Source organism: Novosphingobium clariflavum, assembly GCF_026420865.1.
In the GTDB taxonomy this organism is placed as follows: Bacteria; Pseudomonadota; Alphaproteobacteria; order Sphingomonadales; family Sphingomonadaceae; genus Novosphingobium; species Novosphingobium clariflavum.
Genome location: NZ_JAPCWC010000004.1, coordinates 1 through 23,497, shown reverse-complemented (window position 1 = coordinate 23,497; position 23,497 = coordinate 1). Strand labels below are relative to the sequence as shown.

At 69.5% G+C, this 23,497-nt stretch carries 16 protein-coding genes and 1 pseudogene; all 17 read left to right on the top strand.

What is annotated here, in order from left to right; translation table 11 throughout:
* Nucleotides 1-3 precede the first annotated feature (3 nt).
* Nucleotides 4-612: a potassium-transporting ATPase subunit KdpC gene (gene kdpC / locus OKA11_RS06290; RefSeq protein ID WP_267219369.1), complete on the top strand. Its 609-nt coding sequence runs from the start codon at nt 4-6 to the stop codon at nt 610-612.
* The gene (locus OKA11_RS06285; RefSeq protein WP_267219367.1) at nt 609-3,284 is read left to right on the top strand and encodes a sensor histidine kinase; all 2,676 of its coding nucleotides are present in this window, start codon (nt 609-611) and stop codon (nt 3,282-3,284) included. The genes kdpC and OKA11_RS06285 overlap by 4 nt, the downstream gene beginning before the upstream one ends.
* Nucleotides 3,281-3,967, top strand: coding sequence for a response regulator (locus OKA11_RS06280; RefSeq protein ID WP_267219366.1), 687 nt, complete (start codon nt 3,281-3,283; stop codon nt 3,965-3,967). Before OKA11_RS06285 ends, OKA11_RS06280 begins: the two co-directional genes overlap by 4 nt.
* 57 nt (nt 3,968-4,024) lie before the next feature.
* Nucleotides 4,025-6,364: a GH92 family glycosyl hydrolase gene (locus tag OKA11_RS06275; protein WP_267219365.1), complete on the top strand. Its 2,340-nt coding sequence runs from the start codon at nt 4,025-4,027 to the stop codon at nt 6,362-6,364.
* A 251-nt stretch (nt 6,365-6,615) separates the two neighbouring features.
* Nucleotides 6,616-7,266: an RNA polymerase sigma factor gene (locus OKA11_RS06270; RefSeq protein WP_267219363.1), complete on the top strand. Its 651-nt coding sequence runs from the start codon at nt 6,616-6,618 to the stop codon at nt 7,264-7,266.
* On the top strand, nt 7,263-8,312 hold the full coding sequence (locus tag OKA11_RS06265) for a FecR family protein (RefSeq protein ID WP_267219361.1): 1,050 nt from the start codon (nt 7,263-7,265) through the stop codon (nt 8,310-8,312). The genes OKA11_RS06270 and OKA11_RS06265 overlap by 4 nt, the downstream gene beginning before the upstream one ends.
* A complete protein-coding gene (locus OKA11_RS06260; RefSeq protein WP_267219360.1) occupies nt 8,242-10,656 on the top strand; it encodes a TonB-dependent receptor in 2,415 nt (804 codons plus the stop codon). The genes OKA11_RS06265 and OKA11_RS06260 overlap by 71 nt, the downstream gene beginning before the upstream one ends.
* A gap of 532 nt (nt 10,657-11,188) precedes the next feature.
* The gene (locus tag OKA11_RS06255) at nt 11,189-12,589 is read left to right on the top strand and encodes an MFS transporter (protein WP_267219359.1); all 1,401 of its coding nucleotides are present in this window, start codon (nt 11,189-11,191) and stop codon (nt 12,587-12,589) included.
* A gap of 38 nt (nt 12,590-12,627) precedes the next feature.
* Entirely contained in the window at nt 12,628-13,581 is a 954-nt protein-coding gene (locus OKA11_RS06250; protein WP_267219358.1) for a TauD/TfdA dioxygenase family protein, read from the top strand.
* Between the two features lie 218 nt (nt 13,582-13,799).
* A complete protein-coding gene (locus OKA11_RS06245) occupies nt 13,800-15,458 on the top strand; it encodes an arylsulfatase (protein WP_379489319.1) in 1,659 nt (552 codons plus the stop codon).
* Nucleotides 15,459-15,631: 173 nt separating this feature from the next.
* A complete protein-coding gene (locus OKA11_RS06240; RefSeq protein WP_267219356.1) occupies nt 15,632-18,082 on the top strand; it encodes a methyl-accepting chemotaxis protein in 2,451 nt (816 codons plus the stop codon).
* Entirely contained in the window at nt 18,063-19,748 is a 1,686-nt protein-coding gene (locus OKA11_RS06235; protein WP_267219355.1) for a chemotaxis protein CheW, read from the top strand. Before OKA11_RS06240 ends, OKA11_RS06235 begins: the two co-directional genes overlap by 20 nt.
* A gap of 71 nt (nt 19,749-19,819) precedes the next feature.
* On the top strand, nt 19,820-20,125 hold the full coding sequence (locus OKA11_RS06230; RefSeq protein ID WP_267219353.1) for an STAS domain-containing protein: 306 nt from the start codon (nt 19,820-19,822) through the stop codon (nt 20,123-20,125).
* Complete coding sequence (locus OKA11_RS06225; protein WP_142636047.1) at nt 20,122-20,487, top strand: response regulator; 366 nt, start codon at nt 20,122-20,124, stop codon at nt 20,485-20,487. The genes OKA11_RS06230 and OKA11_RS06225 overlap by 4 nt, the downstream gene beginning before the upstream one ends.
* Entirely contained in the window at nt 20,484-22,571 is a 2,088-nt protein-coding gene (locus OKA11_RS06220) for a chemotaxis protein CheA (RefSeq protein WP_267219352.1), read from the top strand. Before OKA11_RS06225 ends, OKA11_RS06220 begins: the two co-directional genes overlap by 4 nt.
* Before the next feature lie 5 nt (nt 22,572-22,576).
* A complete protein-coding gene (locus tag OKA11_RS06215) occupies nt 22,577-23,074 on the top strand; it encodes a chemotaxis protein CheW (protein WP_267219351.1) in 498 nt (165 codons plus the stop codon).
* Between the two features lie 117 nt (nt 23,075-23,191).
* Nucleotides 23,192-23,497: pseudogene (locus tag OKA11_RS06210) on the top strand (hypothetical protein); the annotation flags it as partial.

Here is a 23,497-nt window from a genome sequence, read left to right as displayed (position 1 = left end):
CCCATGTTCAAGGACATTTCCACCTCGCTGCGCCCGGCGCTGACCCTGACGCTGCTGTTCGCCGCGCTGCTCGGCCTGGCCTATCCGCTGGCGCTGACCGGCCTCGCTGAGCTGCTGTTCCCCCGCCAGGCCGGCGGCAGCCTGATCGAGCGCGATGGCCATGTCGTCGGCTCGGCGCTGCTCGGCCAGGCCTTCACCCAGGACCGCTACTTCCACGGTCGCCCCTCGGCCGCGGGCGCCGCTGCCCAAGGGGGCTACGACGCGATGGCCTCGTCCGGTTCCAACCTCGGCCCCACCAGCCAGGCGCTGGCCGACCGCGTGAAGGCCGACGTTTCCGCCCTTCCCAGGATCCCAGGTTCCCAAGTTCCTTCCGACCTGGTGACCACTTCCGCCTCGGGGCTCGACCCTGACGTCAGCCCCGAGGCGGCTCTTTTCCAGGTGGGACGTGTCGCCCGGGCGCGCGGACTGGAAGCGGCGCGGGTGAAGGCACTGGTGGAGCAGCACGTCGCGCGTCCCTTGCTGGGCTTCCTGGGTGAACCGCGCGTCAACGTGCTGGAACTCAATCTCGCTCTCGACAGCATGGCGGCCGGCAGCGCACAAGCGCAGCCGTGAACGACCCGCGTCCCGATCCCGAAGCGCTGCTGCGCGCCGCCGCGCGCGAGCACCGTGGCCGCCTCAAGGTTTTCCTTGGGGCGGCTCCGGGCGTGGGCAAGACATACGAGATGCTGGGCGAGGGGCTGGCCCGGCGCGAAGCCGGGGTGGACGTGGTGGTCGGCGTGGTCGAGACCCATGGCCGCGGCGAGACGGCGGCGCGGCTGCGCGGGCTGGAGACGATCGCGCGGGTGCCGGTCGCCTACCAGGGCCACGCGCTCGACGAGATGGACATCGACGCGGTGCTCGCCCGCCGCCCGGCGCTGGTGCTGGTGGACGAACTCGCGCATACCAATGCGCCCGGCAGCCGCCACGACAAGCGCTGGCAGGACGTCGAGGAACTGCTCGACGCCGGGATCGACGTCTGGTCCACGCTCAACATCCAGCACATCGAGAGCCTCAACGACGTCGTCGCCTCCTTCACCAAGGTCCGCGTGCGCGAGACGCTGCCCGACAAGGTGCTGGGCGATGCCGAGATCGAGGTCGTCGACATTCCGCCCGACGAACTGATCGAGCGGCTGCGGCAGGGCAAGGTCTACGTGCCCGACGAGGCGACCCGGGCGCTCGGCAATTTCTTTTCCAAGTCGAACCTTTCGGCCCTGCGCGAACTGGCGCTGCGCTTCGCGGCGCAGACGGTGGACGCGCAGATGCTCGACTATGTGCGCGCCCATGCCATCGAGGGGGTGTGGGGGGCGGGCGACCGGCTGGTCGTGGCGGTGAGCGAGCAGCCCGGCGCGCTGGAACTGGTGCGCGCGGCCAAGCGGCTGGCCGATGCCCTGCGGGCGCCGTGGACGGCGGTGCATATCGAGACCCCGCGCGCGGCGGGCTTCACCGATGCCGAGAACGCGCAGCTCGCCGATGCCCTGCACCTGGCCACCCAGCTTGGCGGGCAAGTGGCGAGCGTGCCGGCCGAAACCGTGCTGGACGGGCTCAAGAACGTCACCGCGCAGGCCCGCGCCACCCAGCTGCTGGTCGGCAAGTCGGCCCGCTCCCGCTGGTTCGAACTGCGCCACGGCTCCATCGTCGACCGGCTGGTGCGCGAGATGCCCGGGCTGTCGATCCAGGTCCTGCCCACCGTAGCGCAGGAGGACCGCGCGGCGGTTCGCGGCGAGGGGCGCAGGCCCGCGGGCAGATCGGGCGGGGCGTGGGGGTCGCCGGTCGGTTATCTCGTCTCGCTGGGGCTGACGGCGGCCGTCACGCTGCTGGGCACGCTGATCCTGTCGAGCGGGAACATCACCGATCTCGGGCTGCTTTACCTGCTGCCGGTCATGGTCGCGGCGACCCGCTATGGCCTGCGCACCGGGGTGGCGGCGGGGCTGGCCTCCTCGCTCGCCTACAACTTCTTCTTCCTGCCGCCCACGCATACGCTGACCATCGAGGACCCGCGCAATTTCATCACCGTGCTGGTGTTGCTGACCGTGGCCATCGTCTCCAGCCAGCTGGCGGCGCGGGTGCGCGAACATGCCCTGCAGGCGCAGGCGAGCGCCGCGCAGAACAGCGCGCTGGCCGGTTTCGCGCGCCAGCTTACCGGGATCAGCACGATCGACGAACTGGCCCATGTACTCTGCGGCGAAGTGGGGCGGCTGTTCGATGGCAATACCGTGCTGCTGATGCCGGGCGAGGAGGGGCTGTCGCGCCGCTGGAGCTGGCCGCGTGCCGCGCGGCTGGAAACGCTGGACCTTGCCGCCGCCAACTGGGCTTTCGACAACAATACGCCTGCCGGACAGGGATCGGACACGCTCACCGCATCCGAATGGCTGTTCCACCCGCTGGCGGCGCGCGGCGCGGTGATGGGGGTCTTCGGCCTTGCCCGCAGCGATGCCCGCTCGGCGGTGCGCTCCGACCAGTTGCCGCTGCTGCTCAGCCTGCTCGACCAGGCGGGCCTGGCGATGGAGCGCATGGCGCTCGAAGGGCAGATGGCGGAGCTGTCGCAGGCGCGCGAGCGGGACCGGCTGCGCCATGCGCTGCTCTCCTCGGTCAGCCATGACCTGCGCACGCCGCTCACCACGATCATGGGTACGCTGGCCGCCATCGAGGCGCGCGAGCCGCAGCAGGCCGTGCCCATCGCCGCGGCGCGGGGCGAGGCCGAGCGGCTGCACCGCTTCGTCACCAACCTGCTCGACATGGCGCGGATCGAGGCCGGGGCGCTGCACGGCAAGGTCGAGCCGGTCGATCTCGACGAGGCGGTGGGCGAGGCGCTGCACCAGCTTGGCGCGCTGCTCGCCGGGCACGCGGTGGAGACTGCCATCGCGCCGGACGCGCCGATGGTCATGGTCGACCCCAACCTGTTCCACCAGTGCCTGACCAACCTGATCGAGAATGCCGCCAAGTACGGCGATCCCGATGCCCCCATCGCCATTGCCGCATCGCGCGTTACAGGGGGGCTGGAGCTCACCGTCAGCGATCACGGCCCCGGCATCCCGGCGGGCGAGGAGGAGCGCATCTTCGAGACCTTTGCGCGGATCGAGGGGTCCGACCGCAAGGGCGGCACCGGGCTCGGCCTTGCCATCGTCAAGGGGTTTGCCGATGCGATGGGCCTTGTCGTCTCGGCCGCCAATCGCGATGACGGGCCGGGCGCGCGTTTCACCATCCGGTTCGACAAGGCCCATCTCAGGGAATGGCCCGAAGCATGACACAGCCCATCACCATCCTCGTCGTCGATGACGAGCCCGCGATCCGCCGCCTGTTCCATGCCGGCCTCAGCCGCGCCGGCTATGCCGTGGTCGAGGCGGGCACTGCGCGCGAGGCCTTGAACGCCATGGCGATCGACAAGCCCGAGGTCGTGCTGCTCGACCTCGGCCTGCCCGACCGCGACGGGCTGGAACTGATCCCGCTGATGCGCGGACAGGCGGCGATCCTGGTCGTTTCCGCGCGCGAGGCGACCGACCAGAAAGTCGCCGCGCTGGATCTGGGCGCCGACGACTACGTGGCCAAGCCCTTCGACAGCGAGGAAGTGCTGGCCCGCATCCGCACCGCGCTGCGCCACCGCGTGCCCGCCGAGGCCGCCGAGCGCCCGGTCCGGCGCGGCGACGTCGAGATCGACCTGGCGGCGCGGCTGGTGCGCAAGGGCGGCGCGGAAGTGCATCTGACGCCCAAGGAATACGGCTTCCTGGCCGAACTGGCGCGCAATGCCGGGCGGGTCATCACCCATGCGCAGTTGCTGCGCACGGTCTGGGGGCCGGGGCACGAGAGCGACGTCGAATACTTGCGCGTGGCCGCGCGCGGGATCCGCCGCAAGCTGGAGGATGATCCCGCCAGCCCCAGCCTGCTGCGCAATGAGCCGGGGGTGGGCTACCGGCTGGTCAGCCAGGATTGAGCGGCCCAGGATTGAGCGGCGTGGACAGGCCCCTGAAAAGCCTGTCATAGTTCGCCCATGCGACGCCTGATCCTGCCCGCCCTGCTGCTGTCCACCTCCGCGGCCGCGCAAACCGCTGCGGGGCCGGGCCCTGACCCGGTTGCCGCGGTCGATCCGATGATCGGCACCGGCGGCGAGGGGCACACGTTTCCCGGCGCCACCGCGCCGTTCGGCATGGTCCAGCTGTCGCCCGATACCGACGCGACCTGCGAGATCCGCAAGTGCTACGGCCACGCGGCGGGCTATCGCTATGAAGACCCGACGATCCAGGGGTTCAGCCATACCCATTTCTCGGGCGCGGGCCATTCGGACCTGGGCGATATCCTCGTCATGCCGCAGGCGGGCGATGCGGTGAAGCTCGATCCCGGTGATCCGGCGCAAGCCGGCTCGGGCTATCGCGCGCGCTTCGACCATGCCAGCGAGACGGCGCGACCCGGCTATTACGCGGTCAGGCTCATGGGCACGGGGGCAGGCAGCGGCATCGCCGCCGAACTGACGGCGGGCATGCGCGTGGGTGTCCACCGCTATCGTTTCCCGGCGGGGCAGGCGGCGCACCTGCTGCTCGACCTGCGCACCTCGCTCTACGACTATCCGGGCAAGATCCTGTGGTCCGGCCTGCACGTGCGCGCGGACGGCACGCTGACCGGCTTTCGCGAGACGCGCGGCTGGGCGGCCGGGCGCAAGCTGTTCTTCGCCATGCGCTTTTCCGCGCCGCTGGCGGGGCATGCCTTGATCGACCGTGACCCCAGCATTCCCTACAAGGGCTTCCAGGGCCCCGGTCGCGGCACCGATGCGCGGGCTGAGAAGCTGGGCAAGGCGCTCGAAGCCCGGCTCGACTTCGGGGTGCTGGATGCGCCGCTGGAAGTCAAAGTCGCGCTTTCGGGCGTCGACGAGAATGCGGCGCTGGCCAATCTCGATGCCGAACCCGGCACGTTCGATGCGATCCACGCCCGGACCGAGGCGGCATGGCGGCAGGCGCTGTCCGCCGTCGAGATCGACGCACCCGAGCCGATGCGCCGCAATGTCTATACCGCGCTCTACCACGCGCTGCTGGCGCCGAGCGTGTGGGGCGATGCCGACGGGCGCTATCGCGGGCCGGACGATCAGGTCCATCAGGCGCAGGGCTTCACGTTCCGCTCCACCTTCTCGCTGTGGGATACCTTCCGCGCCGAGCATCCGTTGCTGACGCTGGTGCAGCCGCCGCAAGTGACCGCCGATGTCGTCAATTCGCTGGTCGCCAGCCAGCAGCACAGCCCCGACGGCATCCTGCCCGTCTGGCAGTTCGCGGGCCGGGAAACCTGGACGATGATCGGCTATCACGCGGTGCCGGTGATCGCCGATGCCTACCTGAAGGGCATGCGCGGCTTCGATGCCGAGGCGGCGCTTGCGGCCATGGTGGCAAGCGCCGACCATGCGGCCTATGGCGGCCTTGGCGACTATATCGCGCGCGGCTACGTGCCGATCGACAAGGAGCCGGAGGCGGCCTCGAAAACGGCCGAATATGCCTTCGACGACTGGACCATCGCCCGCATGGCCCGCGCCATGGGGCACCGCGAGCTTGCCGAGCGTTTCGAAAGGCGTGCCGGAAACTGGCGCAACAGTTTCGATACCAGGACCGGCTGGCTGCGGGCGCGGCTTTCCAGCGGAGCGTTCCGCACGCCGTTCGATCCCACCGCGATCAACTACGGATCGGACTATACCGAGGGCAATGCCTGGCAATATTCGTGGTTCGTGCCGCAGGATCAGGCGGCGCTGTTCCGCGTGCTGGGCGGCGATGCCAAGGCGATCGCCAAGCTCGACGCGATGTTCGACTATGACAACGCGAAGCTCGACTACAGCCATGCCGAGGACATCGCTGGGCTGATCGGCCAGTACATCCACGGCAACGAGCCGAGCCATCACGTCGCCTATCTCTACACGTACGCCGGGGCGCCCTGGCGCACGCAGGAGCGGCTCGCCCAGATCGTCCAGAGCCAGTACAAGCCCTCGCCCGACGGCCTTGCCGGTAACGACGACCTAGGCCAGATGTCGGCCTGGCTGGTGTTCACCGCGCTCGGTTTCTATCCCGTCGCGCCGGGGTCCAACGAATACGTGATCGGGCGGCCTTTCGTGAACCGGGCGGTGCTGAACCTGCCGGATGGCAAGCGCTTTGCCGTGGTCGCCGAGGGACTGTCGGACGCCAATCGCTATGTCGGATCGGTCATGCTGAACGGCGCGCCGCTGGACCGCACCTTCATCCGCGATGGCGAGATCCGCGCGGGCGGCGAACTGCGCTTCACCATGCAGGCCAGCCCCAACCGCGCCTGGGGCACCGCCCGCTCGGCGCGGCCCTATTCGATGTCGACCGCCAGCGAGTGAGGCGGGATCGGAAAAATCGCGGGCGCTGCTGCGGATAGCCGCGCCTTGCGGCGTCTTCTCCTCGAACGAGGAGCTGGACACGATGAATGTACGCTCGCCCATGGCGGCGCGAGGATCCGACCGGGGTTTGCATCACGGTTTGCCCCAGGGTTTACAGCGGCACGGATCCCCGTGCATGAAGGGGTGCTGAGGTGTCGGCGCGCGGCCCCCGTCGCTCGCCGGTGCTGATCGTGATCCAGGCGGAGACGGGAATGACATCGTCGCCTCAGGGGCCGGCCGCGCAGGCGGCTGACCCGCAAGACCCCGGCAGTTCGGGGCTGGCGCAAGTGCTGGAAGCGAACCGGCGCGCCTTGTTGCAGTTCCTCGCCGCGCGCTGCGGTTCGGCGGACGAGGCGCAGGATCTCCTCCAGGAACTCTGGCTCAAGGTCGGTGCGCAGGCACGCGGGCCGATCGCCGCGCCGCGCGCCTACCTGTTCCGCATGGCCAACAATCTCGTGCTGGACCAGGTGCGCGGGCGCCAGCGGGCGATGCGCCGCGAGCGGGTCTGGCTGGAGGCCGAGAACGGCGGGGTCGCGGTGGCGGTGGAAGACCGGCGCGATCCCGGCGAGGCGGCCGACGAGGCGCTGGCGCGCCGCGAGGAAGCCGAGGTGCTGCACCGGGAGATCGCCGCGTTGCCCGAAGGGGCGGGGCGGGCCCTCAGGCTCTACCGGTTCGAGGGCCTTGGCCAGAGCGAGATCGCGCAAGTCATGGGAATCAGCCGCAGCGGCGTGGAAAAGCATCTGGCGCTGGCGATGAAGCGGCTGCGCTCGGCCTTGACCGGCTGCGGATCGTTCGAGACGGCGGCGTCTTCGGGCAAGGGGGCAAGAGGCGGCAGAGAGCCGCAGATGGAACAGGGACAATGAACCAGGACACCGAACCTCCGCAGGCGGACGAACCGCTGCCCGACGCCATCCTGTCGCAGGCCGCGCGCTGGCATCTGGCGAGCGAGGACGACGCCATGGCCGAGGCCATGGACTGGGACGGCTTCACGCGCTGGCTCGAGGCCGATCCGCGCCATCGCCGCGCGCTCGACGAGATCGCCCTTGCCGACCGTCTGGTCGCCGAACACCGCGCCAGTCTCTGGAGCTCGCCCGAGGCTGCATTTGAAACCCCGTTTGAGGCCCCGTCTGAAGCAGTACCCGCTGCTCCGCAGGACGTGTCCCGGCCTGCGGAGCAGCGGCGCCGGGCGGGCGGGCGCGGCTGGCGCTGGGGCGGCCTTGCCATCGCCGCATCGCTGGTCGCGGTTCTGGCCGTGCCCCGGTTCATGGGCCAGTTCGGGGCGGATCCCGCTGAGGTCTATGCCACCGATGCCGCCTCGCGGCAGGTCACGCTGGCCGATGGTTCGACGGTGCTGCTCGCCCCGCGCAGCCGGCTCACCGTGGCCGGGCGCGGGCAGGAGCACATCGCGCTGTCGGGCGGTGCGCTTTTCGACATCCGCCACGATCCCGGCCGCAGGCTGGAGATCACTGCCGGGGATCTGGCGATCAGCGATATTGGTACCCGCTTCGACGTCCAGGCCGGCGACGATGCGGTGCGCGTCGCGGTGGTCGAGGGCAAGGTGGACGTGCGCGCCGAGGCGATGGACGGGCCGCTGCAGCTTTCCGCCGGCAGCGGGCTCGCCTACGATCGCGGCGCCCGCACCGCGGTCGTCGGGCCGGTCCATTCCGGCGACGTGGGATCGTGGAAGGACGGCCGCCTGACTTATGACAACGCGCCGCTGGCACTGGTCGCGGGCGATTTGCATCGTTATGCCGGGGTCATGGTGGATGTTCCACCCGCCTTGCGGGAGAGGCGTTTTTCGGGGACCCTGATTGTCGATAGTGGGGATGCGGCGCTGCGTGATCTGGTCCAGCTCATGGGGCTGCGCCTCGGCGGTCACGCTGGCGCTTGGCGTCTGGAGCAGCCCTGAGGCCCTTGCCCGGGAGGCTACCCGGGAGGCTGGCCGCGAGACTGGCCGTGAAGCGGGCCGGGACACGCCTTCGGCACGCCTCGACATTTCCGCAGCGCGGCTGCCCGATGCGATCACCGAGCTTGCGCGCGAGGCTCGCGTCTCGATCGGCACCGACGGCCCGCTGCCGCCGCTGAAGACCCGCGCGATCCATGCCGACATCGCGGTGGGCGAGGCGCTGGCGCGGCTGCTGGCCGGCAGCGGCTACCGCGCGCGGCAAGTGGGCGCGACGGCCTGGCGGATCGAGCGTGCGCCGGGGGCGGGATCGCCATCCGGCGCGGCGTCCGCCCCGGCCTCTGCGCCTGCCCATGTGGTGGTGCCGACAACGGTGGGCGCGGCGCCGATCGTGGTCACCGCCACCAAGCAGCCGTTTGCGCTGTCGCAAGTCCCCGCCGCGGTTTCGGTCCTGACGGGCGAGGGGCTCGGCCGTGACGATCCGCGCCGCTCCAGCATGGCGGTGGCGGGGCAGGTCGAAGGGCTGGCGCTGACCGCGCTTGGCCCGGGGCGCAACCGCATGTTCCTGCGCGGCGTGGCCGACAGCGCCTTTGGCGGCGAGAGCCAGTCGACCGTGGCCGTCGTGCTGGACGAGGCGCGCCTGACTTATGCCGCGCCCGATCCCGACTTGCGGCTGGTCGACATCGAGCGGGTGGAAGTGCTCAAGGGGCCGCAGGGCTCGCTTTACGGCACCGGCGCGCTGGGCGGCATCTACCGCATGGTCTCGCACCGGGCCGACCTTGCCGAGACCAGCCTTGCGGTGACCGGCGGCGGCAGCGTCGCCACCCACGGGGAGATGGGCTATTCCGGCTCGGTGGTGGCCAACCTGCCGCTGCTGCCGGACACCGCGGCGCTGCGGCTGGTCGGCTACGGCGCCGAGGAGCCGGGCTGGGTCGATACCGGCGCGCGCGAGGATGCCAATTCCACCCGCGTCGTCGGCTTGCGCGGCACGCTCGGGGTGGAGCCGGTCGGCGGCTGGCGGCTTGACCTGACCGGGCTCGGCCAATGGATCGATTCGCGCGACAGCCGTTACGTCTATGCCCGCCACAGCTACCGCCGCCCCTCCCAACTGGCCGAGCCGCACGACAACGACCTCTCCCACGTTGCCGGACGGCTGACCGGCACGATCGGCCGGACCGAGGTCACGCTGGCCAGCGCGATGACCTGGCAGGGCGTGGACGACCGGCTGGACGCGACGATCGGTGCAGGCAGCTTCGGGCTGGCCGATCCGATGTTCCTGTTCAATCGCACCACCTATCGGACCTGGGACAGCGAGCTGCGTCTGCGCGGCAGGATCGGCAGCCTCGAGTGGCTGGGCGGGCTGTCGCACCTCGATGCCCGCCAGGCATTCGCCGCCAGCTTGCAGGGCGCGGGCGGCGAGACGCTGGTGGTCGACCGCGACCACCGCGACAGTCACGATACCGCCGCCTACTTCGACCTGACCCTGCCGCTCACCGCTACGCTGTCGCTCGATGGCGGGGCGCGCCTGTTCGTCGCCTCGGCGCGCGAGCAGCGCAAGCTCGACAGCGGCATGGTCACGCGCGAGCAGGAGAAGTCGGGCGCCACGCCCAGCCTGGCGGTGATCTGGAAGCCGCGGGACGGGCGGCTGCTCTATCTGCGCTACGGCTCGGCCTTCCGCCAGGGCGGGACCGAGATCGGCGCCGACGGCACGGCCGCGACGCTCAAGGGCGACGAGCTTGCCTCGCTGGAGGCGGGCTGGCGCGAGCAACTGGCGGGCGGCGGCCAGATCGACATCGGCACCTGGTATTCGCGCTGGGACGGCGTGCAGAGCGACGTGCTGGAAGACAACGGCCTCATCACCACGACCAATGCCGGCGATGCCCGCATCTTCGGCATCGAGGGCAGTCTGGTCCTGCCGCTGGGGCCGCGCTGGCGGGCGGAACTGGGCGGCAATTTCACCGATGCCCATCTCACCCGCAACGCGCTCGGCTACAAGCTGGAGGACAGCCGCCTGCCGGTCGTGCCGGAATATACCGCGCGCGCGGCGCTGCGGCGGGATTTCACGCTGGGCGCGCTCAGTCTCTGGGCGCGGCTTTCGGCGCGCTACGTCGGGCCGGCGCGGATGAGTTTCGATCCCGATCTCGACCGCCACATGGGCGACTATGTCGAGAGCAGTTTCGAACTGCACCTGGCGCATGGCCCCTGGCAACTGGCGCTCACCGCGCAGAACCTGCTGGGCGACAAGGGCAACGTCTTCGCTTTCGGCAATCCGCTGCGGTACCGCACGATGGACCAGTACACGCCGCAAGCGCCGACCACGGTGTTCCTCTCCGCCGCGCTGGCGATGTGAGGGTCTGATGCAGAATTCGCCGGTGGGGCGAATTGGGGTTCGGCGCCGGCCCGCTCCGCGCGCATCGCCTTGGCGTGCAAGTTTGTCCTTCGGCCGCAACAGAAAACCTTGCGCTTGACCTTGGTTTCTCAACTTAATAGGTAGACAAGACAGGGCGCGGCTCGGGATGACCTGGCCGACCGCGCATGATCCTGCCAACCGGGTCCGCGGCATTTGATCGGGAAGCAGCTTGCTCCGCGTTACCAACCGCTAAAGCGCGCGATGCTCGGGCGACAACGCCAAGTCTCGTGTTCCCCTCTCTTGGTGATGAGGTGAAACGATGCACATGATCCAGACCATTCCGACCGGCACCTGACCGGCCCGCCGGTATCGTCCGGCACCGGCCTCCCCGCCCGGACATCCCCGCCCGGACCTCCCCATCGGAGGCCGACCGCCACCGCGCCGCTGCGGTGGACGATGGCTGCCGTCCGCTTTTCCGCTGCCCCGTTCCACGCTTTCGAGCCCCGGAAGGCCCCCTGGAAGGACCCAAAGCATGCATTACCGCGCCTTCGCCCAGCGCCGCGAGCGGGCCGAACCGCCCGCCGGGATCGAGACGCTGCGCCTGCTGCGCTTCACCGCGCTGTCGATCCCGATCTATGCCGCCGCCCAGCCGGTCATTGCTTTCGTGCCCGCGATCCTTGCCCGCGACTATGGCATCCCGCTTGCCGGTCTCGGGCTCGTCTACCTGATCGGGCAAGTCGTCAATTCGCTGCTCGACCCGGTGATCGGCACGCTGAGCGACCGCACCGGCAGCCGCTTTGGCCGCCGCCGCCCATGGATCGCGGGGGGCGGGGTGCTGTTCCTGATCGGCGCCAGCATGCTGTTCTTCCCGCCTGAGGGCGTCGGGCTCGGCTGGGTCGCGGCGGGCGTGCTGCTCTATTACTGCGGCGCCTCGGCCGCGCAGACCGCGCTGCTGGCCTGGTCGGGCGAGGTCAGCGGCAATTACAACGAGCGCACCCGCATCGCCTCGCAGTTCACCCTGCTTTCGGCCAGCGCGCTGGTGCTGACCTTGCTGATGCCCGCACTGGCCGACCAGCTGCGCCCCAGCGATGGTCCGCTGCGTCTGACCCTGTTCGGCGTGCTGGTGGTGCTGACCGGCATTCCCGGCCTGCTGCTGACGCTGACCGCGCTGCCCGATCGCACCGCGCCGGACAATGGCGAGCCGTTCCACCTCAAGCGCACGCTGGGCGCGGTCTTCGGCAACCGTCTGTTGCTGCGGGTGCTGGCCGCCGATGCCGCGGTGCTGACCGGGCAGGGCATCCGCACTTCGCTGATGCTGTTCATCGTCACCTTCTATTTCCAGCGCCCGGAATGGGCGGCCGGCATCTTCCTGTTCCAATATGCCTTCGGCGTGCTGGCCGGACCGATCTGGCAGCGCATCGGCCTCACGCTCGGCAAGAGCCATGCGGCGGTGGCGGCGGAACTGGTGCAGGCGGCGATCAACTTCGGCCTGGTGCTGCTCACCCCCGACCGCTTCGGCCTGATGCTGCTGCTCGCCGCGCTGCAGGGGCTGTCGCAAGGCTCGGGCAACCTGATGCTGCGCTCGATGGTGGCGGACATCGCCGACCTTCACCGCGCCGAAACCGGCGAGGACCGCGTCGGCCTCTACTACTCGGTGTTCAGCGTCTCGATGAAGCTGGGCGGGGCGCTGGCGCTGGGCATCGCGCTGCCGCTCGTCGCCGCCTTCGGCTTCGATCCCAAGGCCGCGAGCAACCCGCCCGCCGCCCTCAACGCGCTGCTGCTGGTCTTCGCGCTCGGCCCGGCGCTGGCCCATACCGTGGCCGCTTCGCTGGTCTGGCGCTTCCCGCTCGATGCCGCGCGCCATGCCCGCATCCGCCGCCAGATCGAGAACCGCGACGATGTCTACGCCGCCACTCTCGTTCCGGCCGAATGACCCTTTTCCAAAGCCATCCACGACAAGGAGTAAATGCCATGACCGCGATTGCCACTTACGCCAATGCCAAGGACCCCCATTCCCCGCTCGACATCGTGCCGATCACCGGCACGATCGGCGCCGAGATCCGGGGCGTCACGCTCTCGGGCGATCTTGGCGGCGAGACCGTGCAGCACATCAAGGACGCGCTGGTGCGCCACAAGGTGGTGTTCTTCCGCGGCCAGCACGAACTCGACGATGAGCGCCACGAAGCCTTCGCCTCGCTGTTCGGCGCGCCGGTCGCCCACCCGACGGTGCCGGTGGCGGAAGGCTCGCGCTACCTGCTCGAACTCGACAGCAAGGAAGGCTACGCCGCCTCCAGCTGGCACACCGACGTGACCTTCACCGATGCCTATCCGGCCGGATCGATCCTGCGCGCGATCACCATTCCCGAAGCGGGCGGCGACACTGTCTGGGCCAATGGCGAGACCGCCTACGAAGGCCTGCCGGAAAGCCTGCGCCAGCTGGTCAACGGGCTCTGGGCGGTGCACTCGAACGATTACGACTATGCGCAAGTCCTCGCCAATACGCCCAAGGCCAGCGAAGCCACCGAAGAGCGCGTGAAGCAGCACAAGAGCGTCTTCGCCTCGACCGTCTACGAAACCGAGCATCCACTCGTCCGCGTCCACCCGGTTTCGGGCCAGCGCAGCCTGTTGCTGGGCCACTTCGTGAAGCGGATCGTCGGGCTCAACCAGGCGGATTCGGCGCGGATCTTCGCGATCCTGCAGGAGCATATCACCCGGCCCGAGAACGTCGTGCGATGGCGCTGGCAATCGGGAGACGTGGCGTTCTGGGACAACCAGGCGACCCAGCACCGCGCCGTCGCCGACTTCGGCCTGCAGCGCCGCACCCTGCGCCGCGCGACCATCGCCGGGGAAGTGCCGGTGGCCATCGACGGCCGCCGCAGCCGCACCACCCGCAAGGAGAAGGCAACCACTTACGAACCGGCCTGATCTACCCGATCTCTGCTGAGGCCGTACCCTTCCCGCGCCGCGCACAGGATGTGCGGCGCGGGCCTTTTTTGCCATTCCCCAAGGATCTCCCGATGCCGACCAGCCGCCGTTCCCGCCTGTTTGCGGGTGCCTCCTCGTTCCCGGGTTCGCTGCGCAGGGCGCTGACCGGCCCGCTTGCCGGCGTGCCTGTCGCCGCGGCGCTGCTTGCTGCCGGCGCGATGGCCGTTCCCGCTGCTGCTGCTGCGTCATCGCCGTCTGAGGTCGCGCCTGCCCCGTCTCCGCCTTCTGCGCCGGTTCCGGCGGCGGCGCGTCCCAACTTCCTGGTGATCGTGGCGGACGATCTCGGCTGGTCGGACCTCGGTGCCTTCGGCGGCGAGATCGCCACCCCCAACCTCGACCGGCTGGCGCTCGGCGGCCTGCGTCTCACCGGCTTCCACACCGCGCCGACCTGCTCGCCGACCCGCTCGATGCTGCTCTCGGGCACCGACAACCATCTGGCCGGGCTTGGCAACATGGCCGAGCTGACCGCGCCCAACCAGAAGGATCACGCAGGCTACGAGGGCTACTTGCGCCCCGATGTCGCCACGCTGGCCGAGCGTCTCGCCGCCGGTGGCTACCGCACGCTGATTTCCGGCAAGTGGCACCTTGGCCTGAGGCCCGAGCAGGACCCCCATGCGCGCGGCTTCCAGTACAGCTATGCCCTGCTGCAAGGCGCCTCGAACCATTTCGGGCTCGACCAGGCCACCGATCCCGCCAAGGGTTCGGTCTATACCCGCGACGGCAAGGTGCTGCCCGCGCTGGAGCCGGGGTTCTATTCCTCGGACAGTTTTGCCGCAAACCTGATCTACGAACTGCACCGCAGCCGCCGGGACACCCCGGACAAGCCGTTCTTCGCGCTGCTGACCTTCACCGCCCCGCACTGGCCGATGCAGGCGCCGGACGAGGACATCGCCCGCCAGCGCGGCCGCTATGACGCCGGGTTCGAGGCGATCCGCGCCGCGCGCCTGGCCCGGCAGGAACAGCTTGGCCTCTTGCCCAAGGGCACTGCCGCCCACAGCCCGCGCGCGCCGCGCGGCGGCTGGGACAGCCTCTCGGCCGCCGACAAGCGCGAGGCGGCGCGCACAATGGAGATCTACGCAGCGATGGTCGCGCGCATGGATGCCAACGTCGGCCGGGTGATCGCGGCGCTGCGGGAAAGCGGCGAGCTCGACAACACGGTGATCGTGTTCCTGGCCGACAACGGCGCCGAGGCGCTCGACGCCAGGACCACCGGCGCGAAGATGCTGGCCCGCTATACCGCCGGTGCCGACAACAGCCTGGGCAATCTCGGCAAGGGCACCAGTTATGCCACCTACGGACCCGAATGGGCGCAGGCGGGCACCGCACCCTCGTGGCTGACCAAGGCTTATGCCTCGGAAGGCGGCACCCGCACGGTGGCTTTCGTCAACTGGAAGGGACTGGCGCATCCCGGCCGCATCGAGGGCGCCTATGTCGGCGTGGCCGATATTGCCCCGACCCTGCTCGACTACGCGGGCATTCCCGCCACCGGAACGAGCTTCGAGGGCCGCACGGTGCTGCCCGTCACCGGCAGGAGCGCGAAGGCCTGGCTGCAGGGCAGGGCCGGGTCCGTCCACGGCGCCGACGAGCCGCTCGGCACCGAACTGTTCGGCAGCCGGTCCTTGCGCAAGGGGGACTGGAAGGTGACCGACATCGGCGATGGCCAGTGGCGGCTGTTCGACATTGCCCATGATCCCGGCGAGACGCGCGATCTTTCGGACACGTATCCCCAGAAGCGCGACGAACTGGCCGCAGACTGGGATGCCTACGCCCGGGCCAACAACGTGATCCTGCCGGACCAGGCACCCTACCGGCCCTGAGGCGCGCGGTTCTGGGACGCCGGGCTCTGAGACGTCGGGCCCTGACGCATCCGGCCCCGTCCGTCCCCGGCGGACGGGGCCGGTCAGGTATTCTTCCCAGGATGGCGATTGTGAGTGCCTTGGGGATCTTGCGCTTATGGCCAGGGCAGGTTTCCTGCTGGCGAAAGCACTCCATGGCCGACCATTCCTTCGATCGCGACTTGTCCCGGGTCGCCGTCAACACCGCGCTGCTCGAACATCGCTTCGATGCGATCAACCATGCTTTCGCGATCTGCCAGTTCTCGCCGGACGGCGCGCTGCTCCATGCCAATCCGCGCTTCTGCGACTATGTCCGCAAGGACGAGGCGGCGCTGGTCGGCCAGCCGTTTTCGGCCCTCTACGACCACGGCGAGGACGCGCCCGAGGCGGTCTGGAGCGCGGTGCTGGCGGCGGAGGAAACGACCTTCCTGCGCGCCTTCGCGCATCGCGACGGCGCGCGCGTCTCGCTCGAGGAAACCTATGTGCCGACCCGTGACGAGCGGGGCGAGGTGCTGTCGGTGCTGGTCTACGCCCGCGAGGTCACGGCCCGCGAGTTCGAGAGGGCCGCCGCCGAATCGATCAGCCGGGCGCTGCGGCGCGGCTTTGCCACCATCGAGTTCGACCTTGCCGGCAATATCCTCGGCGCCAACGAGAACTTCCTCGCCCTCATGCAGTACGAGGCCGCCGACCTCGTCGGCCAGCATCACCGCATGTTCTGCGACGACGACTACGTCGCAAGCCCGGCCTATCGCCAGTTCTGGGAACGGCTGGGGCGCGGCGAGCTAGATCAGGGCGAATACCGGCGGCGGCGCAAGGACGGCTCGGACGTCTGGGTCGAGGCCAGCTACAACCCGGTGTTCGATCAGGACGGCAATCCGGTCAAGATTCTCAAGCTCGCGCTCGACGTCACCGAGCGGCGCATGGCCGCGCAGGAAGCGCGCGGCCATGCCGCCGCGATCGACCGGGCGCAGGCCGTCATCGAGTTCGACCTCACGGGCAAGGTGCTCAAGGCCAACGACAATTTCCTCAAGATCTTCGGCTACGAAAGCGCCGCCATCGTCGGTCAGCATCACCGCATGTTCTGCGACGAGGCCTATGTGAAGACCGACGAGTACCAGGCCCTGTGGCGCCGGCTGCGGGCCGGCGAATTCGTCAGCGGCCAGTTCAAGCGCCTCGCCAATGGCGGGCGCGAGCTGTGGATCACCGCCACCTACAACCCGATCTTCGGTCTCGACGGGCGGCCGATCAAGGTCGTCAAGTTCGCCTCGGACGTCACCGCGCAGAACCAGCGCACCATCGAACTCGAAGGGCGGACCCGGGCGATCGACCGGGCCCAGGCGGTGGTGGAGTTCGATCTCAAGGGCAACGTCCTCGACGCCAATGCCAACTTCCTGGCACTCATGGGCTATTCGCTGGATCAGGTGCGCGGGCGCCATCACCGCATCTTCTGCGACCCGGCCCATGTCCAGAGCGAGGCCTATGCCGCGTTCTGGGAGAAGCTGGCCCGCGGCGAATGCGATACCGGCGAATACCGGCGCATCAACAGCCGGGGGCAGGACGTCTGGATCAGCGCCAGCTACAATCCGGTGTTCGACCTCAACGGCAAGCCGATCAAGGTCATCAAGTACGCGCTCGACGTCACCGACCAGCAGTGCCTGGCCAACGACTTCCGCTCGCGCATCGAGGCGATCAGCAAGTCGCAGGCGGTGATCGAGTTCGATCTCGACGGCAAGGTCATCACCGCCAACGACAATTTCCTGCGCATCACCGGCTACAGCCTGCGCGAGATCAAGGGCCAGCACCATTCGATGTTCTGCGCCCCGGACTATATCCGCAGCCAGGACTACCGCGATTTCTGGCTGATCCTCAACAAGGGCGAGCCGCATTCGGGGACCTTCCACCGCGTCGGCAAGTATGACCGGGACATCTTCATCCAGGCCACCTACAATCCGGTGCTGAACCTGCGCGGCGAGCCGGAGCGGATCATCAAGTACGCCCACGACGTGACCGACGAGGTCATGCTGCACCGGCAGATTTCCGAGCGGGCCAAGGATCTCGACGGGCTGGTCGGGCGGCTGACCGGGTCGATCTGCGCGATCAACAGTTCCACCGAGCTGGCCCATGGCCTTGCGGGCAAGACGCGGCTGGATGCCACGGCGGGCAATACCGCGCTGGGCCGGGCGATCGAGACCATCGAGCTGATCCAGAAATCGGCCTCGGGCATCGCCGAGATCGTCAAGGTGATCAGCGAGATCGCCGGGCAGACCAACTTGCTGGCCTTCAATGCCGAGATCGAGGCCGCGCGGGCGGGCGAGCACGGCGTCGGCTTCTCGGTGGTGGCCGGCGAGGTCCGCCGTCTGGCCGAGCGCTCCAGCACGGCGGCGCGCGACATCAGCCGGCTGATCGAGGATTCGCTGAGCTGCATCGTCCAGGGCACCGAGCGCTCGAAGGAGGCCAAGGACGCCTTCGAGGACATCGAGAACTCGGTGCACCAGACCGCCGATGCCATCGAGGCGATCGCCGGATCGGCCAAGACGCAGGACGAGGTCTCGAACGAGGTCGTCGCGCTGATCCAGAAGCTGACGAATGCCGCCAGCCCGCAGTGAGGCACGCGCCGCCGGGACTTACGCGATCGCGGCGGGCAAGTCCGGGCGGCGGCGGGAGGCGGCGGCAGGCGCCGCGACTGCGGTCACCGCTCCGGCGGCCGAAGTGGCGGGCGAAGCGGTGACCGCGCCGCAGGTTCCGGGTCTCTACGGGATCATCCGCGCCGGGCGGCTCAAGGCGGCCTTCGCGATCGAGAGCATCCGCGAGGTCGTGCCGCATCCGCCCGAACTGCTGGCCTGGCCCCATGCCCGCCCGGAGCTGCGCGGCGCCTTCGACTTGCGCGGCTCGGTGGTGCCGGTGCTCGACCTCGGGGCGCTGCTGCAGCTGGAGGGCGGCGTGCCCGAGGCCCTGGCCCAGGACAGCGAGTCCCAGGACAGCGAGGCCCAGGACAGCGAGGCCCAGGACAGCGAGGCCCCGGGTGAGGGAGCGCAGGCAGAGCAGGGCCCGCCGGTCATCCTGATCGTGCGCCACGACGGCCATGTCTTCGGGCTCGTGATCTCCGAGATCTGCGGCGTGGTGCGGCTGGATGCCGACAGCATCACGCCGCTGCGCCGCGTCGGTTCGGTGCAGGCGGTGACAACCCCTGCGGCCTTTGTCACCGCGCTCGGCAGCGGGGTGATCGTCGATGCGGCGGCGCTGGCGGCGCTGGAGGGCATGCCGAGCGCCCGCTCCTCGATGCAGGCGGCGGCCGACAGCCTCGCCAAGGGACAGCCGCAGCTGCTGGTCAGCATCGGCGAGCATGGTTTCGCCTTCGCCGCCGAAGTGATCGACGCGACCGTGCCCGAGCGGCCGATCCTGCCCTGCGCGGTGCAGGACCCGGTGTGGATCGGCATGTTGCAGCACAAGGGGCGGCGGATCCCGGTGGTCGATACCTTGCGGCTGTTCGGGCTGGGCCAGGCGCAGCCCTGCGGCATGGCGCCGTGCCTGGTCGTGCGGGTCGGGGTGGAAGAGCGGCTGATGGCGCTGCGCATCGATGCGGTGCACGACATGATCCAGCTTCGCACCAGCGAGATCCTGCCGCTCCAGTCCGGCGCGCTGGCCCATGGCGACCTGTTTGCCGGGGTACACGAATTTGGCGGGGTGCTGCGGCTGGTCGTCGATGCGGCGGCCCTGCGGCAATGGCCGGGCTTGCTGGCGCTCGCGGGACTGGAGGAAGCGGGCGAAACCGATGCGGCCGAAGCGGCCGGTATCGCCCGGCAGGGCGCGCCGGCATCCGGGGGCTACGCGGCCAGCCGGCCGTTCCTGATCGTGCGGCTGGGCAGCGCCCGTCATGCCCTGCCGCTGGAGCAGATCGAGGAGATCCTGCCGCACAGCGCCCGCCGCATCGCGCTGGCCGGGCAGGGGCTGCGACAGGCGCTGATCACCCACCGCGGGCACGCGATTCCGCTGGTCTCGCTGGCGGGGCTGATCGGCCATGGCCGATCGGCGGCGGGAAGCGGGTTCTCGGTGATTTCGTCCGATGGCGATCGCCGCATGGGTTTTGAGGTCGACGAGCTGATCTCGGTGGAACGCGCGCCCGTGCAGATGCTGCAGCAGAAGCAGGGCGCAGGGTCGGCGGGGCTGCTGGCGCGCACGATCTCGCGGGGCGAGCATGTCTACACCGTGATCGACCTCGGCACGCTGATCCGTCAGCAAACCGCAGCCGGTGATCCCCGTAAACCCCGCTAGCGGGGCCGAATGATATGCTCACCCTTGATCGCTATTGCAGGGCTATCCCATTCCTTTCCCGGTGAGGGCAGATGCTTGTTCCCCTTGGAGAATCTGCGACCATCCGCAATGCGGAGACGATCTGTGAGAGCCTGCTTGCAGCCTTCGACGAGCACGGCGATGTCGAACTCGATGCCTCTGCCGTGGTCGAGGCGGATCTCAGCCTGATCCAGCTGGTCGCGGCGGCGCGCGTCCATGCCGCCCGCACCGGTCGCCGCTTCGCGCTTTGCGCCCCCGCCAATGCGGCGCTGGAGGCCTTGCTGCGCCGGGGCGGCTTCCTGACCGCGCCTTCACCGGCTGACCGCGCGTTCTGGCTGGGCGAGGAGCAGGGCCGATGAGCACGATCCTCACCGTCGACGATTCCTCCAGCATCCGCATGGCGATCCGCATCGCCCTGTCCGGGGCCGGGCACACGGTCCAGGAGGCGGGCGACGGGGTGCAGGGGCTTGCCAGCGCCGGCAATGCCAAGTTCGACCTCATCATCACCGATCTCAACATGCCCAACATGAACGGGCTGGAGATGATCCGCGAGATCCGCAAGCTGCCGGTCCAGGCGGGCACGCCGATCATCTTCCTCACCACCGAATCCGACGAAGGGCTCAAGCAGCAGGCCCGTGCCGCCGGGGCGACTGGCTGGCTGGTCAAGCCGTTCGAGCCGGAGAACCTGCTGCGGGTCGTGCGCAAGGTGCTGGGGCAGTGAGCGGGGTGGGGGAAGGGCAGGATCCGGTCGCAGCGTTTCGCGTCGAGGCGGCCGACCTGCTCGACGGCACCGAGCAGGCGCTGCTCGACCTCACCCATGACCTCGGCAGCCGCGAGCTGATCGATACCGTCTTTCGCGGCATGCACACGCTCAAGGGCTCGGGGGCGATGTTCGGCTTTGATGCCCTCGCGGCCTTTACCCACCACTGCGAGACCGCCTTCGACCGCGTGCGCAAGGGACTGGCCCCGGCGACGCAGGAGCTGGTGGCCGTCACGCTCTCGGCGATGGACCACATGCGCGCGCTGGTCGAGGTGCAGGGGCAGGCATCGGGGGCGGGCCTTGCGGCAGCGGGCATTGCGGCGGCGGGAGAGGCGATCCTCGCGCAGCTTCACGCCGCGATCGGCGACACGGCCGCGCCGCCTCCTGCCACAACCCGCGATGCCGCGACCGGCAACAGCGACGGCGGCGATGCCGGGGAAGCGCAAGGCGGCTGGCGCATCGCTTTCCGCTTGCCCGCCGATGCCATGGCCAATGGCACCAACCCGCTGATCCTGCTCGACGAACTGCGCGATCTTGGCGAGGCGGAGGTTGTTGCCCAGACCGGCGCGATCCCGCCGCTCGATGTCCTGGAGGCGCAGGAGTGCCATCTCGGCTGGGAGGTGACCTTGCGCGGGCCGGCCACGCGCGAGGCGATCGAGGATGTCTTCATTTTCGTGATGGACGACATGGACTTGCGCCTCGAACCGCTGACCGCCGCCGCGCCGCTGGCGCCCCCGCTACCCGCCGCCGCCCAGACACCTGCGGAGACCCCGGCCCAGACACCTGCGGACAGACCGGCCCAGACCCCGGCCCAGACTCTGGCCGAAACTGGCCCGGCACGGGCGGCCAGGGCGACGGGCGAAAGCGTGCGTGTTCCGGCCGAGCGGCTCGACGTGCTGATGGACCGCGTCGGCGAACTGGTGATCGTCCAGAGCCGCCTCGCCCAGCTTGCCAGCGGCGGCATCAACGGCCCGGCGGGCGAACTGGCGCTGCGCTCGATCTCGGAGGAAGTCGAGCGGCTGGCCAGCGAACTGCGCGATACCACGATGGTCCTGCGCATGGTGCCGATCGCCACGCTGTTCGGGCGGTTCCGCCGCCTCGTCCACGACCTCGCGCGCGAGACCGGCAAGGTGATCGAACTGGTCACCGACGGCGAGAGCACCGAGATCGACAAGACCGTGTCGGAGCGCCTCGCCGATCCGATCGTCCATCTCATCCGCAACTCCTGCGACCATGGCCTCGAACCGCCCGAGGAGCGCGTTGCCGCCGGCAAGCCGGCCGGCGGGCGGCTGCGGCTGGCCGCCGAGCAGGCAGGGGGCGAAGTGCTCATCACCATCGCCGACGACGGGCGCGGCATCGACCGCGAGCGGGTGCGCGCCAAGGCCGAGGCGAACGGGCTGATCCAGCCGGGGCAGGTGCTGGCCGATGGCGAACTGCTGCAACTGATCTTCCAGCCCGGCTTCTCCACCGCCGCGCAGGTCACCAACCTTTCCGGGCGCGGGGTGGGCATGGACGTGGTCAAGCGCACCATCGAGGCGCTGCGCGGCACCATCGACGTCACCAGCCAGCCCGGGCGCGGTTCGGTGATGACGCTGCGCATCCCGCTGACCCTGGCGATCATCGAGGGGCTGCTGGTGCGGGTGGGCGAGGGCAAGTACGTGATCCCGCTGGCCGCAGTCGAGGAATGCATCGAGCTCAGCCTCGAGGACGACATCCGCTCGCGCGGGCGCTCGATGATCCAGCTGCGCGAACAGCTGGTGCCGTTCCTGCGGCTGCGCGAGCTGTTCGATACCGGCACCCGCCCCGACGCCTTCCAGAAGATCGTGGTGATCGCCACCGGCGGCGAGCGGGTGGGGCTGGTGGTCGACCAGATCATCGGCAGCCACCAGACGGTGATCAAGTCGATGTCGTGCCTGCACCGGGGCATCCCCAGCTTCTCGGGCGCGACGATCCTGGGGGACGGCGGCGTCGCGCTGATCCTCGATGTCGTCCAGCTGGTCGCGCTGGGCCAGCAGCAGGAGGAGCGGCTGCGCGCCGCCGGGTGAGGGCCATGAGCGAACGATCCACCACCGAATGGGATGCCAGCGGCCAGCTGGAAGTGCTGACTTTCGACATCGGCGACGAGCGACTGGCGATCGAGGCGGTGAGCATCCGCGAGATCCTCGACCTGCTGCCCGAGACGCGGGTGCCGGGGGCGGCGGCGCTGGTCGCCAGCGTCGTCAACTTCCGGGGCAAGATCATTCCCATCGCCGACCTCAGGGTCGCTTTCGGCATGCCGATCCAGGAGGCGACGGCCGACAACCGCATCGTCGTGATCGAGACCGAACTGGACGGCGAGGCGACGCAGATCGGCCTGCGCACCGACAAGGTCCATGAAGTGACGATCCTCGAACGCGCGCGCAGTTCGGAGCCGCCGGTGCTGGGGATGCGCTGGCGCCGCCAGTACGTGCGCGAACTGGTGCGGCTGGCCGAGGACGTCGTTGTCATCCCCGACCTTGCGAACATCTTCGGCGCCGTGCCCGGCGCCGCGAGCACGCTCCAGCACTGAGTAACCGGGCCCGGAATTCAGACCCCGAATTTGGGCCCCGAATTTAGGCCCCGAATCCCGACCCCGAATTTAGGCCGATCAAAGCCCCAGAGACCGCAGCCACCACAGGGAAACGCCATGCCACTGACCCTTTTCTCGAAGCCGTCCAGCGAAGCGATCCTCGATGAAGTCTCGCGCCTCGAAGCCGCCTTTGCGCGCGGCGACCTGTCGCGGCGGCTCGATTCCGGCGGGCAGACGCGCCAGACCGCCGAAGTGCTGGCCGCCTTCAACCGGCTGCTCGATGCAGCGCTGCTGCCGGTGGGCGAACTGGCCTCGGGCATTGCGCGCATGTCGGCCGAACATGATCGCGGTGACATCGATGTGGTCATCCCGGTCAGCGGCTTCCACGGCGATCTCGCGGTGATGGCGCAAGGGGTGAACACG